The following is a 15,352-nucleotide window of genomic DNA, read 5'->3' on the forward strand; positions in this document are numbered from 1 at the left end:
TTAATTAGACTCCAGCAGGGTATAGCGTTGATCGCTATTATCATCGGGGCGTACATGCTCTAATAAAAGTGCACTTTTCATTACCGCAGAAAATACCGGAGCAGCGACATCCCCGGCATAATAACTGTCTCCCTGCGGCTCGTTGATCATCACAGCAATAGCAAAACGCGGTTCACTGGCCGGTGCAAGTCCGGCAAATACGGAAACATAATCATCACCATAACCGCCGGCTTCAGCTTTACGGGATGTCCCGGTTTTACCGGCAATACGGTAGCCGTCAACTTTTGCCTTGCGGGCTGTCCCGCCTTGTTTACTGACGCCTTCCATCATATGTACAATCTCACGCGCGATATTCTCAGGTATTACCTGCTCACCTTCACCAGGATTTGGGTTCTTTAAAATTGATATTGGATACTCTTTTCCGCCGCCGCCTAAAATGGCGTAGGCCTTTGCCAGCTGCAGCGTAGTGGTGGTGAAAGCATAACCAAAAGACATGGTTGCCAGCTCAAAGTCCGACCAGCGTCTGCGCAACGGTAAAATGCCGACACTTTCACCAATTAAATTTACGCCGGTATCATTACCAAAACCAAAGTCAGAAAAAGTCTGCTGCAGCTGTCCGGGCTGCAGACGCAGTGCTAACTTACTAACCCCGATATTACTGGATTTTTTCAGTATCATGGCCAGATCTATCTTACCGTAGTTGCGCCCGTCTCGGACCCGGCGTCCGCCGATATGCATCCAGCCCGGAGAGGTATCAATGACTTCATCAATATCGGTTTTTTTATTTACCAGCGCACTGGCTATTACCAGAGGTTTTACCGTTGATCCTGGTTCAAAGGTATCAGTAATGGCACGGTTTCTTAATTTATAGGGCTGGTACTGACTGCGGTCATTCGGATTAAAGGACGGATAATTAGCTATCGCGTAAATCTCACCGGTATTAACATCCAAGACAACCACTGAGCCGGATGTCGCTTCATGTATTTTGACCGCTCGTTTTAATTCACTGTAAGCAACCGCCTGAATTCGCTGATCAATACTCAGCTGCAGATTACCAGCAGCCTTTTTAACCTTAAGTACTTCGATATTATCAATAACATTGCCAAGGCGGTCTTTACGTACACGCTTCTGTCCCGTCTGCCCCTGCAGGAAGTTATTATAACTTTTTTCAATCCCTTCGATACCCTGTGCATCAAGGTCGGTCAGCCCGAGAATATTAGCGTTTATTTCACCGGTAGGGTAAAAACGGTGCGACTCCAGCTGATTGGAAATACCGGCTAATTTCAGCTGTCTGATATAATCAACAATCGGTTTATTTACCTGTCTTTTCAGATAAGCAAAACGTGAGCCGGGTTTCTGAATAATCTCAGCAAGCTTATCAACTTCAATATCTAATACTTCAGCAAGTGCCGGCCATTTTTTAGATTCATAAAAATATTTTTTGGTATGTACTTCACTACCGTTACGCGGGTTAACTTCAATACTCGCGTCCCATTCTTCGCGGGTAAACGCAAAAGATTTTTTTACCGTTTTAGGATCTACCCAGATTGCATATGCAGGCACGCTGATAGCCAGTTCTTCACCGTTACGATCTTCAATATTACCGCGGTGCGCGACAGATTTAGTTATGCGTAAACTGCGTTTATCCGCTTCCCGGGTTAAATATTCCGGCTCGATAAGCTGAATATAAGCAAGGCGGCTTATCAGCGCAGCCGCAATAAAAGCAACCACGACGGAAACAAACAGATAGCGCCATGAAGAAAAAGTCGCATAGACTTTTTTCTTTTTAGTCTGCCGGTTTACCTTCGGCTTTGATAAATTCCGTTTTATTCTCATGGAAGTTCCACTAACACACTATTATTATTTGTCGGCTGCGACATTGATAATTTTTTAACCGCAATTCGTCTGATGCGGCTATGTTCATCTAACGTATGTTCTTCAATCAGCAGATTACGCCACTCAATCATTAAGTTATCTTTCTGTTGTGATAATTGTTCTTTCTCAGTAATCAGCTCGCGTGTTTCATGCGTTGTATAAATGTTATAAAACGCACTTAACAAGATAGCGGCGGCAAGCAGTACAGCTGCAAAATTTCTGCGTAAATCAGCAAGAATCAGATACAGTAAATTATCACGAGAATGACTCACATTAGTCATTCTCTGGTTGTGCTGTCTTCTTAGCAATCCGTAATACCGAGCTTCGCGCGCGCGGATTGTCTTTAATTTCCTCAGCACCTGGTTTTAACGCTTTGCCGACAGACTTCAGTGTTTTACCAGACTGCATCTGCGCCTCAGTCAAAGGCAGCCCCGCCGGGTATTGGCGCCCTTTTTCCTGCTTACGAATAAAACGTTTTACGATCCGATCTTCCAGTGAATGGAAACTGATAACAGAAAGCTGCCCGCCAATCGCCAGGATCTCCAAAGCACCGTCTAACACTTTATGGATCTCTTCTAACTCACTGTTGATATAAATTCGGATCGCCTGAAAGCTGCGGGTTGCCGGATGCTTTTTCTTCTCTCTTTTAGGACAGAGGCGTTCAATTAACTGCGACAGCTGCAGGGTGCGCAGAAACGGCGTTTCTTCACGATCCGCAACAATGGCACGCGCAATCCGGTAAGCAAATTTTTCTTCACCAAAGGTTTTTAATACCCAGCCGATATCATCTGCATCCGCTTTTGCCAGCCAGTCGGCGGCGCTGATCCCGGAAGTTGGATCCATGCGCATATCTAACGGGCCGTCACGCATAAAACTGAAACCACGTTCAGCATCGTCAAGCTGCGGCGATGAAACACCAAGATCTAACAGCACACCGTCAATTTTTCCGTCCAGGCCTAATTCTTTTACATAGTCAGCTAAACCAGAGAAAGGCCCATGCACGATAGTGAAGCGCGGATCTTCCTTCATCAACTCATGCCCGGCCGCGATCGCGCGCGGATCCCTGTCGATAGCGATTAAACGCCCGTTCTCACCAAGCTGTTTTAAAATGTGGCGGGAGTGTCCGCCTCGACCGAATGTTCCATCTACGTAAGTACCGTCTTTTTTTAGTGCCAAGCCGTTGACGGCTTCATCTAGTAATACTGTGACATGTGCAGTCATTACAGTGAAAACTCCTTCAGTCGTTCGCTTAAATCGTCACCCGCAGGTAAACCTTGTTGTAAATCTTCTTGTACTTGCTGGTTCCACATATCTTCATCCCACAATTCAAATTTATTTAACTGCCCGACCAGCATTACTTTTTTTTGTAATTTTGCATGCTGTCTTAACGTCGGAGCAATTAAGGTACGTCCGCCTTTATCTAACTCGCTCTCTGCCGCATATCCCAGGATCAGTCTCTGCAGACGGCGTTCCTGCGGGTTAGTACTTGATAAGGCACGTAATTTATTTTCAATTAATAACCATTCGTTTAGCGGGTACAGCAGTAAACATGGTGACTGCAGATCAATAGTGCATACAAACTGGCCCTGACAGGTATCCGTCAGCCAGTCACGATAACGTGTAGGAATCGCAATTCTGCCTTTTGTATCAATATTTATTGCACTCGCACCACGCAGCATAATTATTACGATCCAGGATCAATTTTAATGAAACGGGCATAAATATAAGGCAAAAGATCCACTTTTATGCACATTTCCCCACTTTTAGATCAGGAAGTCTAATAAAGTGCACCATTATTGCAAGTAAAGGATCTGCTTTTTTTGCGATTATACTCACAGAAAGTCTATTAATGCGTTCAAACTTGCTTTAAATTAAGTTACATGCAGAAAAGTGAAATTATCATCAATAATGGCATGGCAGAGTGAGGTCATGTTATACTGCTCAATTATTCAATTTTTTAACCTATTTATTAAAGGAAGCTCCTTTGCAAGACGAACAACTAAAACAATTTGTTTTACAACAACTTGAAGATATGAAAGCAAAAGACATCTCAATCATTGATGTTTCTGAAAATTCAGATGTAACGGATACTATGATTATCTGCACCGGCAGCTCAAAACGTCACGTACGTTCAGTTGCAGAGCAAACTGCACTGGCGGCTAAAAATGAAGGCGAGGCACCTTTAGGTATTGAAGGTTTAGAAGGAAGTGAGTGGGTACTGCTGGATTTAGGTAATTTAGTTGTTCACGTTATGCAGGATGAGACACGTCAATTCTATCAGCTTGAAAAGCTTTGGGAACAGTCTGCTTAATGAAAATTCAGTTAATCGCAGTGGGCACAAAAATGCCCGACTGGGTTGAAAAAGGATATCAAGAATATGCTCGGCGCTTCCCGAAAGAGATGCAGCTTGAGCTGCTTGAAATAAATGCCGGGAAGCGCGGTAAAAATGCAGATATAAAACGCATTTTGAAAAAAGAGGGTGAATTAACTCTAGCAGCAGTCCCTAAAGGCAACAAAATTGTCACCTTAGAAGTAACCGGGAAAGCCTGGACCACTGAACAGCTGGCCGGCGAGATGACCAAGTGGCAGCTGGATGCTAGAAATATCAGCTTGTTAATCGGCGGGCCTGAAGGCCTGGCTCCAGAATGTATTGCCCTGTCGGAGCAGCGCTGGTCACTTTCAGCATTAACTCTGCCGCATCCCTTAGTTCGCATTATTGCTGCCGAAAGTTTATACCGCGCTTTTACACTGACCATTAACCACCCTTATCACCGAGAGTAGTAAGTGGCAAAAAAACGCATTAGCATAAGAAACCACTCAGCCGAATCCGCTCTTTTTATGCGCCGTACGTTAGTGGTTTTTATCGCTATTATTTTTGCTATCGGTTTATTAATCAGCAATCTCTACTACCTGCAGATAAAATCTTATAATGCCTATAAAACCCGCTCTAATGCGAACCGTATCAGTGTGCAGACAGTACCGCCCAACCGCGGACTTATCTACGATCGTAACGGTATCATTCTCGCCGAAAACCGCCCGGTTTACAGCCTTAATGTAATTGTCAGTAAGACAGAAAATCTACAGGAAAATATCCAGGATCTGAAGCAGCTATTATCATTAAGCGATCCGGAAATTGAAGCTTTTTACAAAAAAAACCGTTATACACGCTCCTTTAAAGCGATTGTAATTCGCGATCAGTTAAGCAAAGAAGAGGTTGCTGCTTTTACAGTCAACCAGCACAAATTTAAAGGTTTTTCTATCCAGGCCAGCTTAAAGCGTTTTTACCCTTTTGGAGATGCTTTTACCCACGTTCTCGGCTATATTGCCAAAATTAACAGCGGTGATCTGCAGCGTCTCGACGAAGCCGGTAAAAGAGCCCGTTACCGCGGCACCAATTATATTGGTAAATTAGGTATCGAAAAAAGTTATGAAGATCTGCTCCACGGGCAGCCGGGGCAGCGCCAGGTTGAGGTAGACAGCTGGGGTAAAGTGATCCGCACCCTGAGTTTCACTCCGCCGGTTCCAGGAAAAGATCTGCAGCTGCATATTGATATTAAACTGCAGCTTAAAGCGCAGAAACTGCTGGCCGGACGCCGCGGTACTATTATTGTAATGGATGCTGAAACAGGCGGCATTTTAGCCTTGGTCTCCAGCCCGAGTTACGATCCGAATCTTTTTGTTCAGGGGATCAGCACCAGAAAATATCAGGAGCTTATTCAGTCCAGAGACCGTCCGTTAATTAACCGCGCAACACAGGGGCGTTATCCGCCTGCTTCAACAATAAAGCCGCAGATGGCTTTAGCAGCATTAGACAACAGTGTTATCACTGAAAAAACCAAGATCTATGATCCCGGCTGGTGGTCTATCCCGAACACTAAGCATAAGTTCCGAGACTGGAAGCGTTGGGGCCGCGGCATGGTTGATGTTTATTACGCCATAGAGGACAGCAGTGATACTTTTTTCTATGACACCGCCTACAAGCTCGGCATCGATAGAATCAACCCGTTTATGCGCCAGTTTGGTTTTGGTGAATACAGCGGCCTTGATATTGGTGAAGAAACAAAAGCAATTATGCCCTCTCGAGACTGGAAAAAAGCGCGTTTTAAAGAACCCTGGTATGACGGGGATACTATTTCAGTCGGTATCGGTCAAGGTTACTGGACGGTGACGCCGATTCAGTTAACTAAAGCAACAGCCATTCTGGCACGGCGCGGAGATGTTATAGAACCGCATATTCTGCAGTCCATTATATCTGCCGAAGGTGCCTTTTCTCCGCCGCGGGAGTCCAAAAAGCCGATAAAGCTGCAGGATGAAAATTACTGGGATATTGCACTTAATGCCATGTACGGGGTAGCCAAAACAGGTACCGCACGGCGCGCATTTTCTTCAGCTTCCTATAGTATCGGCGGTAAATCAGGTACGGCACAGATAATCAGCATTAAAAAAGATGAAGTTTATGATGCCGATAAAATAGATGAGCGCCATCGTGATAATGCCATGTTTGTTGCCTTTGCCCCGTTTGAGGAGCCGGAAATAGTCACAACCGTTATCTTAGAGAATGCCGGGGGCGGCAGCAGCCAGGCGGCTCCTATCGTACGTGCTTTATTTGATGAGCATTTTGATCATTTAACGCCAACTTCTACAGTTAAGTCACTAGGTCTTTAACCATGGTCAGCACCCAAGCTCAGAAAAGTATTTTCTATCGTCTGCATATCGATCCCTATTTATTACTGGGCATCTTTTCGTTAATGGGATTAAGTCTGACCGTCCTCTATTCAGTGGCCGGTTATGAGATGATCATCAGGCAGCTTATCCGCTTAGGTATTGCCCTGAGTGTCATGCTTATAATGGCGCAGCTCACGCCGGAATTTTACCAGCGCTGGACACCCGCTATATTTATTATATGTGTATTAATGTTAATCGCAGTATTAGCTTTCGGACACACGGGTAAAGGGGCGCAGCGCTGGTTAGATCTGGGCTTTACCAAGTTTCAGCCTTCGGAAATAATGAAGCTGATCATGCCTTTTATGGTCGCTTATTATATCAGCCAGTACACCCTGCCCCCGCGTTTAAAACACACATTTATCGCCCTGTTAATTGTTATTATTCCAACTCTGCTGATTGCTAAACAGCCGGATTTAGGCACCTCAATTTTAGTGGCGTCTTCGGGAATATTTGTACTTTTTCTTTCCGGTATTTCCTGGCTTTATATTGGAGCGGCAGCCGGCGCAATACTCGCATTTGTACCGGTGCTGTGGTTTTATTTAATGCATGATTATCAGCGAGGCCGGGTACTAACCCTGTTCAATCCGGAAGCCGATCCGCTCGGGGCGGGTTACCATATTATTCAGTCTAAGATTGCCATCGGTTCAGGTGGAGTATGGGGTAAAGGCTGGCTGGACGGCACCCAGTCACAACTGGAGTTCCTGCCCGAGCGGCATACCGACTTTATCTTTTCGGTTTTCTCCGAAGAGTTTGGTTTTGTTGGTATTCTGCTGTTATTAACTATTTATCTGTTGATTATGGGGCGCGGATTATGGATTGCTAATCAGGCACAGGACGCCTTTACAAAATTAGTCGCCGGCAGCATCACCCTGACCTTCTTTGTATACGTGTTTGTAAATATCGGCATGGTCAGCGGCATATTACCTGTAGTGGGGGTACCGCTGCCTTTAATCAGCTACGGCGGGACTTCGATTGTTACCCTGCTGGCCGGTTTCGGCGTATTAATGTCAATCAATACTCATAAACGTTTTAATATTAAATAAGAAGAATATGACCCTATTTAAAGCATTCTCAGCACTATTACTAATACTTATGCTTCAGGCATGCAGTTCATCGGACGGCCGCTATCAGTATAAAGATGATCACAGTCCTTCTGATATTCCGCCGCTGAATCATGTTGAAGATGTCAACCCTCGTTATGAACCCTACTCACGAGGCGGTAATAAAGACTACACAGTGCGGGGAAAAAACTACAAGGTACTGAGAGGTGTTAGTGAATTTAATGAACAGGGATATGCTTCCTGGTACGGTAATAAATTCCATGGCCATCTGACGTCTAACGGCGAACGCTATAATATGTTTGCCATGAGTGCCGCCCATAAAAACCTTCCTTTACCAAGTTATGTGCAGGTCACTAACCTGGAAAACAATAAACAGATTATTGTACGTGTTAATGACCGCGGACCGTTTCATGAAGGGCGCATTATCGACCTTTCCTACGCGGCGGCGCAGAAACTGGATATGCTCCAGTCCGGCACGGCAAAGGTAAAAATTAAATTATTACATTTCAGCAAAGAGGAAGATGCGGCCAATAATTTTAACGGTTTGTATTACATCCAGTATTTAGTGACCTCCCTGCCCGGCAAAGCTGATGATTTAGGTAGAAAGTTGAGTGATTCTCTGCAGGTTAACAGTTTATTTGTTAAAGAAAATCAACAGTATAAATTACGTTTAGGGCCCTTCAGCAGCCCCCTGAAAGCTCAGGAACTGCTGGCCGAAGTGCAGACTGATTACCCTAACGCTTTTATTATCCATAATAAATAAAAAAGCCTGCAGAATGCAGGCTCTCTTAAAGACACTACTAAAAGATTATTCGCCGGCAATTTTCATTTTATTAATTAAAATGGAGCCGGTTTTCAAGCTGCTGCGCGGATCAATATCAGAAGCAACTGCCTCAATGCCCATAAACATCTCTTTAAGGTTACCGGCAATGGTAATTTCATGAACCGGGTAAGCGATCACACCGTTTTCAATCCAGAAACCTGATGCACCGCGAGAATAATCACCGGTCACCATATTCACTCCCTGGCCCATTAATTCAGTAACAAACAGCCCGGTTCCCATCTCTTTAAGCAGCCCCGCTAAATCTAAACCACTGTTTTTCACAAACCAGTTATGGATACCACCAGCATGACCGGTACTAGGCATATTTAATTTACGGGCGGCATAGCCGGTTAACAGATAAGTCTGCAGTACGCCGTCTTCAATAATATTGCGCTTAAATGTTTTCCCGCCCTCCTGATCATAAGGCGAACTTGCAATGCCTTTATGCAGATGGGGTTTTTCAGAAATCTGCATCCACTCTGGGAATACCTGTGTGTCTAAACGGTCGAGCAGGAAAGTTGACTTCTTATAAATACTGCTGCCGCTGATTGCACCGACTAAATGCCCGAATAAACCACTGGCAACCTCAGGTGCAAAAATTACCGGGCTTTCCTGAGTTTTTATTTTTGCGGCGCCTAAACGCTCAACAGTGCGTTTTACTGCCTGCTCGGCAACCCACTGAGGTGTGAACATATCATTGATATCACGTGCACTGCTATAGCTGTAGTCACGCTGCATATCATCTTTATCCTGGCCGATCAGCATACAGCTTAAGCTATGGTGACTGCTGGCATAGCTATGCAGAAAGCCATGACTGTTACCGTATACCTTAAGACTGGAATGGCTGTTAAAACCCGCACCGTCTGAGTTTACAATACGCTCATCGCTGGAGAGGGCAATATCTTCACACTGCTTGGCAATATCCAGCAGCTCAGTGGTACTATGGCTGCTCGGATGATAAAGATCTAAATCTAACGGGTCATCCTCTAAGCTGTCCGTTTCCAGCAGACCGGCATAGGGATCGTTGCTGGTGTATTTAGCGATATCAACAGCCGCCTTAACGCTGGATTTTATTGCATCAGCACTTAAATCTGCCGTAGAAGCACTGCCTTTACAATGATTAACATAAACACTGATACCCATTGCACCATCATGATTAAACTCGATATTCTCAACTTCACCTAAACGTGTATTAACAGAAATACCCGATGTTTTGCCTAATGCAACTTCTGCCTGGTCGACACCTAACTGTTTTGCAATTGCTAACGCTTCATTAACAGCATCTTCGAGTTGTTGCTTCTGTTCGATCATGATTAATACACCACTTACATAAGAATTTAATTGAAGGGCAAAGAATAACATGCTTTAGGACAAGCTTCCTCCGATGATGTTATAATGTGATTAATTATTTCCCGTTAATCATGATAGAAAATTACCCTATGAATAAAAAAGTCGAAGAAGTATTTGAAGAAGAAGAGATCAGTAAATCTCAAATTAAACGCGAAGCAGAAGCCCTGAAACTGATCGGCCGTCAGTTAGTTGAATTAAACAAAAAGCAATTAGCACAGATTCCCGGCAGTGAACTGCTTTTTCACGGCATCGAAGTTGCTCATAAAATTTCAGGTAAACATGAAGCTCTGCGCCGCCAGATTCAGTATATCGGTAAAGTATTACGTAACGAAGATGTTGATGCCATTACAGCAGCCCTTGATAAACTAAATAATAAACATCAGCAGTTAACACGTGCGACACAGAATTTAGAAGCATTACGTGATGAGCTCATTGCCCAGGGTGATACAAAAATCAATGAATTGTTAGAAAATTACCCGACACTTGAGCGCCAGAAGTTACGTCAGCTGGTGCGCCAGGCAAATAAAGAGTTAAAAACTGAAAAACCAGCTAAAGCAGCCAAAGAGCTGTTTACCTATTTAAAACCAGTCTGCCTGTAAAGCAGATAAAAAAAGGGAAAGTGTCTAACACTTTCCCTATTATTTAAATTCTTACAATTATAATAAAACTATAATTTGAATTTACTCACTAAAGCATTTAACTGTGAATTTGCTGTAGCAAGATTCTGTGTGCTGTCGGCGGCGGCCTGAGCATTGACAGTCAGCTCCTGCACCATCTCATGAATATTACTCATATTACGGCTAACTTCTTCACTCACAGAACTCTGCTCTTCCGATGCCGTTGCAATCTGCGTGCTGAGATCATTAATTTCAACAATAAAGTCAGTCATTGCATCTAAACTTCCCGTTACCCGTTCGGTATTTTCGGCAGTAAGCTCGCAGCTGGCTTTAGTGACATCCATAGCGGCAACCGCGCTGGCGGCATCCTGACGTAATGTATTCAGTATGGTATTAATTTCCGCCGTACTGGTTTGAGTACGCGCGGCCAGTGAACGAACTTCATCAGCTACCACGGCAAACCCTCTGCCCTGCTCACCGGCACGGGCGGCTTCAATAGCGGCATTCAGCGCCAGCAGGTTAGTCTGCTCGGCAATTGAACCGATCACACTTAATACACTGATAATCTGCTGCGTGTTTTCATTCATGGTATTAATGCTTGATGATGCTGAGTCAACTTCATCCACCAGAGCAATCACACTGTTGGATGCTTCAAGTACTGTCTCTTTTGATAATAACGCTTCATCATTGGCTTTCTGTGTATTAGTCGCAGTTTCAGAAGCCCCCTGTGCCACGGTTTCAGAGGTTGCGCTCATCTCAGTAATAGCGCTGACAACCTGCTCCGTTTCAGCGGCATGGGCCATTAATGCCCTGTTGTTCTGCTCAGACTGAATATTCAGCTGAGTAATACCTTCAGTAATATGCGCAGAGGCCTGTGAAATATCACGAACCATCGACTGCAGATAAATAATAAAGGTATTAACAGAATTACCTATATCACCCAGCTCGTCATTAGAAACAATATCAATACGTGAAGTTAAATCCGCTTCACCGCTTGATAATGCATCGATGCGCTCTTTGAGTACCACTAAACCGCTGACAATAGCACTCACCACCCAGATTGTTATAACAAAAAACAGTACCAGCAGCACTAGCGAGAAAGTAATCATCGAGCTGACTTTTTCTTCAAAAATATCTTTAGTAACCCGCGTCAATCCTTCCTGTACAGCAACAATATCACTCTCATAAGCACCGGTTACAACTGTCCAGCCCCACTCAGGAAATATATGACGGGCATAATTTATTTTTTTCTCAGACTGTCCGGTGGCCGGGTTTTCATAAACAGTTTCAACAACAGCTTCTGGTCGGCTTCCTATTCCAGCGGCAATGCTTGCGGTGGTGGAGCCTATTGTACCGACAATTTCAGCTTTCGGATGCGCAAGAATTACACCGTTTTTATCCTGCACCCAGAAATAACCGTTATCTCCATATTTAGCAACGGTTATTGACTGCAGGGCGGCATCTATTTTGCTCTGCTTAAGCGTGCTGATATATTCGCCGCTGGCAACAACCAGATCCAGCGGTTTAAAATAGAAAGAAGCCGTGATTTTATCTTCGTTTTTTTGTGTTGTCGGGTTTAAAAATGAATATTCACTAAATCCGATATCATTGTTTTTAGCCGCATTTACAACATCCCTGACAAAATATCGGCCGTTAGCACCTTTTTTGTCATAACCGTTCAGGCCGACATTATTTAAATTACTGCCGTAAGCCTGACTAACCCATGTGCTGGCATTATAAGCAAAGAAATAGCGTCCATTATTCCAGCGGTGGTGATTCAGAAAAGCATAAATACTAGCTTCTGCTTCAATCTCTGAACTGCTGTTTTCATAAATTTTTTCAATTGTTATTCTAAAAGTCGACATTTCGACTTCTAAATCACGCTTAATATTCTCCAGCTTCGACTGCTCATAAAAACCGGTTATAGAACGGGTTACCGTATCAACCTGGCCCTGCAGATTGTTATTAAGCACTTCGGCAAACTTAGTTCTTACGTTACTTTCTTCAGCTTCAAGTACCGCACTTTCCGTATTTATCAGATAGGTGATAAAGAATCCGCCTATTAATAACAGCGGAACACACAGAGTGATGATAAGCTTTGTCTTCATCGTAAATTTCACAATATTATCCTTTGTATTTTACTATTTAATCAGCACAAAAATCCCGCGCATTATATAAGGAATTACAACCGGTAAGATTATTTAAATATCATTTGTTGCGGCCTTATTTTGACTTATATTGAAAAATGAACATAACAGACAGATATGTAATGGTTTTATGGACATTTGATTGTGCTGACGGCTCGATACCCGTGAACTTTACAGAAGAACAAACGCGCACAATCAGTGCTGGCCGTCACCATTGAAGTATCTGAAAGTAGAGTCATTTTTCTTGGAAAAGTACTATCCAGCTCAGTAAATAAGATGAACAGCTGAAAATTAGCGGCCGGCTTGAACTACAGACTTAAAAGCCGTGTTTTTGTAAAATTTCATCGAATGTACCGTCCTTACGCATCTCTTTCAGGCCATTATTAAAAACCTCTACTTTCTTTGCTGCATTTTCAGTTTTTTTGGATATACATAGATACATCTTCTTATCCTGCAGAGGAGGGGAAATTGATTCTATCTGCCCGAACATATGCGGCAGATATTTATTAAGCAGATAAAAACCAACAAATTTATCGGCAACGATCAGATCCACCCGTTCAGCGAGAAGCTTCTTAATATTTATCAGATCCGTTGTTACCTCCTCTTTATGCAGGTAATCTGCAGCGTCAAATTCCGCTGTATTAACAAAGCCCCTCACCACACCGATCCGATAAGGTTTTAAATCACTTAATTTCTTATAGGTAATGGAACTGCCTTTAACTTTAAATAAAACAACCGGACCGCTGATTATAGTGTCGGTGAATAATGATTTATCCTCTCTCTGCTTTGACCAGTATGACGGGAAATAACCATCAAATTCACCATATTCAGCCTGAGTTACCGCTCTTTTCCAGGGTAAATAAACATATTCAACCTTATAACCTGCGCGCCGGAACGCTTCACGTGTAATTTCAGCCATAAAACCTTCATCGCTGAGCTTCTGACCTATATAGGGTTCCCATTCAAGAGTGGCAATGCGTATGGTTTTTGTTTTAGTAGCATAAGCCAGAGAAGAGAGGACAAAAGCGATCAGCAGTGTAATCCAAAGCATGCTTATTTTATGACTCATCTAAGACTCCTTTTAACAGGCAGAAACAGCGATAACCGGCATAATTAAACAGCAGTTGTGATTAGCAGAACATTACTGTCAATGAACAAGAGTTTCTCTATTCAACCTTAGTTCAAGCAGTTGTTATTTCAAGCATAAGCAGGGAGGTAAAGCGGTGAGAAAAAATACAAACAGCCTGATTTACTATGCGAAGTGTCAGGCTGCTGTAATGATGCTGTTAGGTTATCAGCTTAGTTTGTTCCGCCGACTGTTAACTGATCAATTTTCAGTGACGGCTGGCCGACACCAACGGGCACACTCTGCCCCTCTTTACCACAGACTCCAACTCCCGGATCCAGCTTCATATTATTTGCCACCATAGATATCTGCTGCATCGCATCAAAACCGTTACCGATTAAGGTTGCGCCTTTAATCGGAGCAGTCACTTTTCCGTCTTCGATTAAGTATGCTTCAGATGCAGAGAAAACAAATTTACCCGAGGTAATATCCACCTGGCCGCCGCCGAAATTCGGCGCGTAAATGCCTTTTTTAACGCTGCTGATCAGCTCTTCATGCTCGTATTCACCATTAAGCATAAATGTATTAGTCATACGCGGCAGCGGTAAATGTGCATAGGATTCGCGGCGCCCGTTCCCCGTAGGAGCAACTCCCATTAAACGCGCGTTTAATTTATCCTGCATATAACCTTTTAAAACACCGTTTTCGATTAACACATTACGCTGACCGGGTGTACCTTCATCATCAATATTTAGCGAACCGCGGCGATCGATGATCGAGCCGTCATCAATAACAGTACAGTGCTTAGAAGCTACCTGCTCACCAATGCGTCCGGAATAGGCCGATGAACCTTTACGGTTAAAGTCCCCTTCTAAACCGTGACCTACTGCTTCATGTAATAAAACCCCTGGCCAGCCGGCACCGACAATGACCGGCATTGTTCCGGCAGGCGCATCAACGGCATCGATATTAATAACCGCCTGCTGTACCGCCTGACGTGCATAGGAAAAGGCCTTAGCCTCCCCCTCTGCGGTATCAGTAAAATAATTCAGATCAAAACGTCCGCCACCGCCGGCACTGCCGCGCTCCCGTCTGCCCTGTTTTTCAATTAAAACCGAGCAGCTGAAACGCACCAGCGGGCGAATATCAGCGGCTAACGTACCGTCACTGGCGGCCACTAATATCTCTTCATAAACAGCATTTAATGACACACTGACTTCACAAACCATAGGATCAAGTGCCCGGGTAAAAATATCCACCTGTTTTAGAAGCTCTATCTTTTTATCACGCGATAAGCTCAGCAGAGGATCTGACTCACCGTAAACAGCTCTGTTCTGCTCTGGTAATATCAGTTTGAGCTGTTTTTCCTGACCGCTTTTAGCAATACTTTTAGCTGCATTAGACGCATCTTTGATTGCTTGGGCAGATATCTGATCCGAATAAGCAAACCCGGTTTTTTCTCCCGATACTGCGCGGATACCCACACCTTTTTCAATATTGTAACTGCCGTCTTTAACAATACCGTCTTCCAGCAGCCAGAACTCATTACGGCTTGACTGAAAATAAAAGTCTGCATAATCAATCTGACCGGTATAAATAGAAGCGAGCCGGGATTCTAAATCACTAAGCTGCAGCTGGGCTGGGGCTAAAAATCGTTCACAGACTTGATCGAAAGACATCTATATTTC

At 43.9% G+C, this 15,352-nt stretch carries 14 protein-coding genes; 6 read left to right on the forward strand and 8 right to left on the reverse strand.

The window, feature by feature from the left end; all coding sequences use genetic code 11:
* The 4 genes from G337_RS0107550 to mraZ are packed head-to-tail and all read right to left on the reverse strand — an operon-like array spanning nucleotide 1 to nucleotide 3,554.
* A complete protein-coding gene (locus tag G337_RS0107550; RefSeq protein ID WP_028863355.1) occupies nucleotides 1-1,836 on the reverse strand; it encodes a peptidoglycan D,D-transpeptidase FtsI family protein in 1,836 nt (611 codons plus the stop codon).
* Nucleotides 1,833-2,156: a cell division protein FtsL gene (gene ftsL, locus G337_RS0107555; RefSeq protein WP_037027205.1), complete on the reverse strand. Its 324-nt coding sequence runs from the start codon at nucleotides 2,154-2,156 to the stop codon at nucleotides 1,833-1,835. The genes G337_RS0107550 and ftsL overlap by 4 nt, the downstream gene beginning before the upstream one ends.
* Entirely contained in the window at nucleotides 2,149-3,096 is a 948-nt protein-coding gene (rsmH, locus tag G337_RS0107560; RefSeq protein ID WP_028863357.1) for a 16S rRNA (cytosine(1402)-N(4))-methyltransferase RsmH, read from the reverse strand. The genes ftsL and rsmH overlap by 8 nt, the downstream gene beginning before the upstream one ends.
* The gene (mraZ, locus tag G337_RS0107565) at nucleotides 3,096-3,554 is read right to left on the reverse strand and encodes a division/cell wall cluster transcriptional repressor MraZ (RefSeq protein WP_019615039.1); all 459 of its coding nucleotides are present in this window, start codon (nucleotides 3,552-3,554) and stop codon (nucleotides 3,096-3,098) included. The genes rsmH and mraZ overlap by 1 nt, the downstream gene beginning before the upstream one ends.
* Before the next feature lie 305 nt (nucleotides 3,555-3,859).
* Between mraZ and rsfS the strand changes: the two genes are divergently transcribed.
* Genes rsfS through G337_RS0107590 form a run of 5 tightly spaced genes read left to right on the forward strand, consistent with a single transcriptional unit; the run spans nucleotide 3,860 to nucleotide 8,424 of the window.
* A complete protein-coding gene (gene rsfS / locus G337_RS0107570; protein WP_028863358.1) occupies nucleotides 3,860-4,186 on the forward strand; it encodes a ribosome silencing factor in 327 nt (108 codons plus the stop codon).
* Complete coding sequence (rlmH, locus tag G337_RS0107575) at nucleotides 4,186-4,656, forward strand: 23S rRNA (pseudouridine(1915)-N(3))-methyltransferase RlmH (RefSeq protein WP_028863359.1); 471 nt, start codon at nucleotides 4,186-4,188, stop codon at nucleotides 4,654-4,656. The genes rsfS and rlmH overlap by 1 nt, the downstream gene beginning before the upstream one ends.
* A gap of 3 nt (nucleotides 4,657-4,659) precedes the next feature.
* On the forward strand, nucleotides 4,660-6,540 hold the full coding sequence (mrdA, locus tag G337_RS0107580) for a penicillin-binding protein 2 (RefSeq protein WP_028863360.1): 1,881 nt from the start codon (nucleotides 4,660-4,662) through the stop codon (nucleotides 6,538-6,540).
* A 2-nt stretch (nucleotides 6,541-6,542) separates the two neighbouring features.
* The gene (gene rodA, locus G337_RS0107585; protein WP_028863361.1) at nucleotides 6,543-7,643 is read left to right on the forward strand and encodes a rod shape-determining protein RodA; all 1,101 of its coding nucleotides are present in this window, start codon (nucleotides 6,543-6,545) and stop codon (nucleotides 7,641-7,643) included.
* Between the two features lie 7 nt (nucleotides 7,644-7,650).
* Entirely contained in the window at nucleotides 7,651-8,424 is a 774-nt protein-coding gene (locus G337_RS0107590) for a septal ring lytic transglycosylase RlpA family protein (protein ID WP_028863362.1), read from the forward strand.
* A 45-nt stretch (nucleotides 8,425-8,469) separates the two neighbouring features.
* Here G337_RS0107590 and pmbA read toward each other — a convergent pair whose 3' ends face one another.
* Entirely contained in the window at nucleotides 8,470-9,795 is a 1,326-nt protein-coding gene (pmbA, locus tag G337_RS0107595; RefSeq protein WP_028863363.1) for a metalloprotease PmbA, read from the reverse strand.
* A 128-nt stretch (nucleotides 9,796-9,923) separates the two neighbouring features.
* Between pmbA and yjgA the strand changes: the two genes are divergently transcribed.
* Nucleotides 9,924-10,433, forward strand: coding sequence for a ribosome biogenesis factor YjgA (yjgA, locus tag G337_RS0107600; RefSeq protein WP_028863364.1), 510 nt, complete (start codon nucleotides 9,924-9,926; stop codon nucleotides 10,431-10,433).
* Nucleotides 10,434-10,501: 68 nt separating this feature from the next.
* Here yjgA and G337_RS0107605 read toward each other — a convergent pair whose 3' ends face one another.
* The 3 genes from G337_RS0107605 to tldD form a co-directional block, all read right to left on the reverse strand.
* On the reverse strand, nucleotides 10,502-12,571 hold the full coding sequence (locus G337_RS0107605; protein WP_028863365.1) for a methyl-accepting chemotaxis protein: 2,070 nt from the start codon (nucleotides 12,569-12,571) through the stop codon (nucleotides 10,502-10,504).
* Between the two features lie 343 nt (nucleotides 12,572-12,914).
* The gene (locus G337_RS0107610) at nucleotides 12,915-13,667 is read right to left on the reverse strand and encodes a substrate-binding periplasmic protein (protein ID WP_028863366.1); all 753 of its coding nucleotides are present in this window, start codon (nucleotides 13,665-13,667) and stop codon (nucleotides 12,915-12,917) included.
* Between the two features lie 230 nt (nucleotides 13,668-13,897).
* Entirely contained in the window at nucleotides 13,898-15,343 is a 1,446-nt protein-coding gene (gene tldD, locus G337_RS0107615) for a metalloprotease TldD (RefSeq protein ID WP_028863367.1), read from the reverse strand.
* Between the last annotated feature and the right edge of the window lie 9 nt (nucleotides 15,344-15,352).

Source organism: Psychromonas aquimarina ATCC BAA-1526, assembly GCF_000428725.1.
In the GTDB taxonomy this organism is placed as follows: Bacteria; Pseudomonadota; Gammaproteobacteria; order Enterobacterales; family Psychromonadaceae; genus Psychromonas; species Psychromonas aquimarina.

Coding starts and splice junctions, on each gene's coding strand:
- G337_RS0107550 (WP_028863355.1), bottom strand. CDS start 1,836: ATGAGAATAAAACGGAATTTATCAAAGCCGAAGGTAAACCGGCAGACT.
- ftsL (WP_037027205.1), bottom strand. CDS start 2,156: ATGACTAATGTGAGTCATTCTCGTGATAATTTACTGTATCTGATTCTT.
- rsmH (WP_028863357.1), bottom strand. CDS start 3,096: ATGACTGCACATGTCACAGTATTACTAGATGAAGCCGTCAACGGCTTG.
- mraZ (WP_019615039.1), bottom strand. CDS start 3,554: ATGCTGCGTGGTGCGAGTGCAATAAATATTGATACAAAAGGCAGAATT.
- rlmH (WP_028863359.1), top strand. CDS start 4,186: ATGAAAATTCAGTTAATCGCAGTGGGCACAAAAATGCCCGACTGGGTT.
- rodA (WP_028863361.1), top strand. CDS start 6,543: ATGGTCAGCACCCAAGCTCAGAAAAGTATTTTCTATCGTCTGCATATC.
- G337_RS0107590 (WP_028863362.1), top strand. CDS start 7,651: ATGACCCTATTTAAAGCATTCTCAGCACTATTACTAATACTTATGCTT.
- pmbA (WP_028863363.1), bottom strand. CDS start 9,795: ATGATCGAACAGAAGCAACAACTCGAAGATGCTGTTAATGAAGCGTTA.
- yjgA (WP_028863364.1), top strand. CDS start 9,924: ATGAATAAAAAAGTCGAAGAAGTATTTGAAGAAGAAGAGATCAGTAAA.
- G337_RS0107610 (WP_028863366.1), bottom strand. CDS start 13,667: ATGAGTCATAAAATAAGCATGCTTTGGATTACACTGCTGATCGCTTTT.
- tldD (WP_028863367.1), bottom strand. CDS start 15,343: ATGTCTTTCGATCAAGTCTGTGAACGATTTTTAGCCCCAGCCCAGCTG.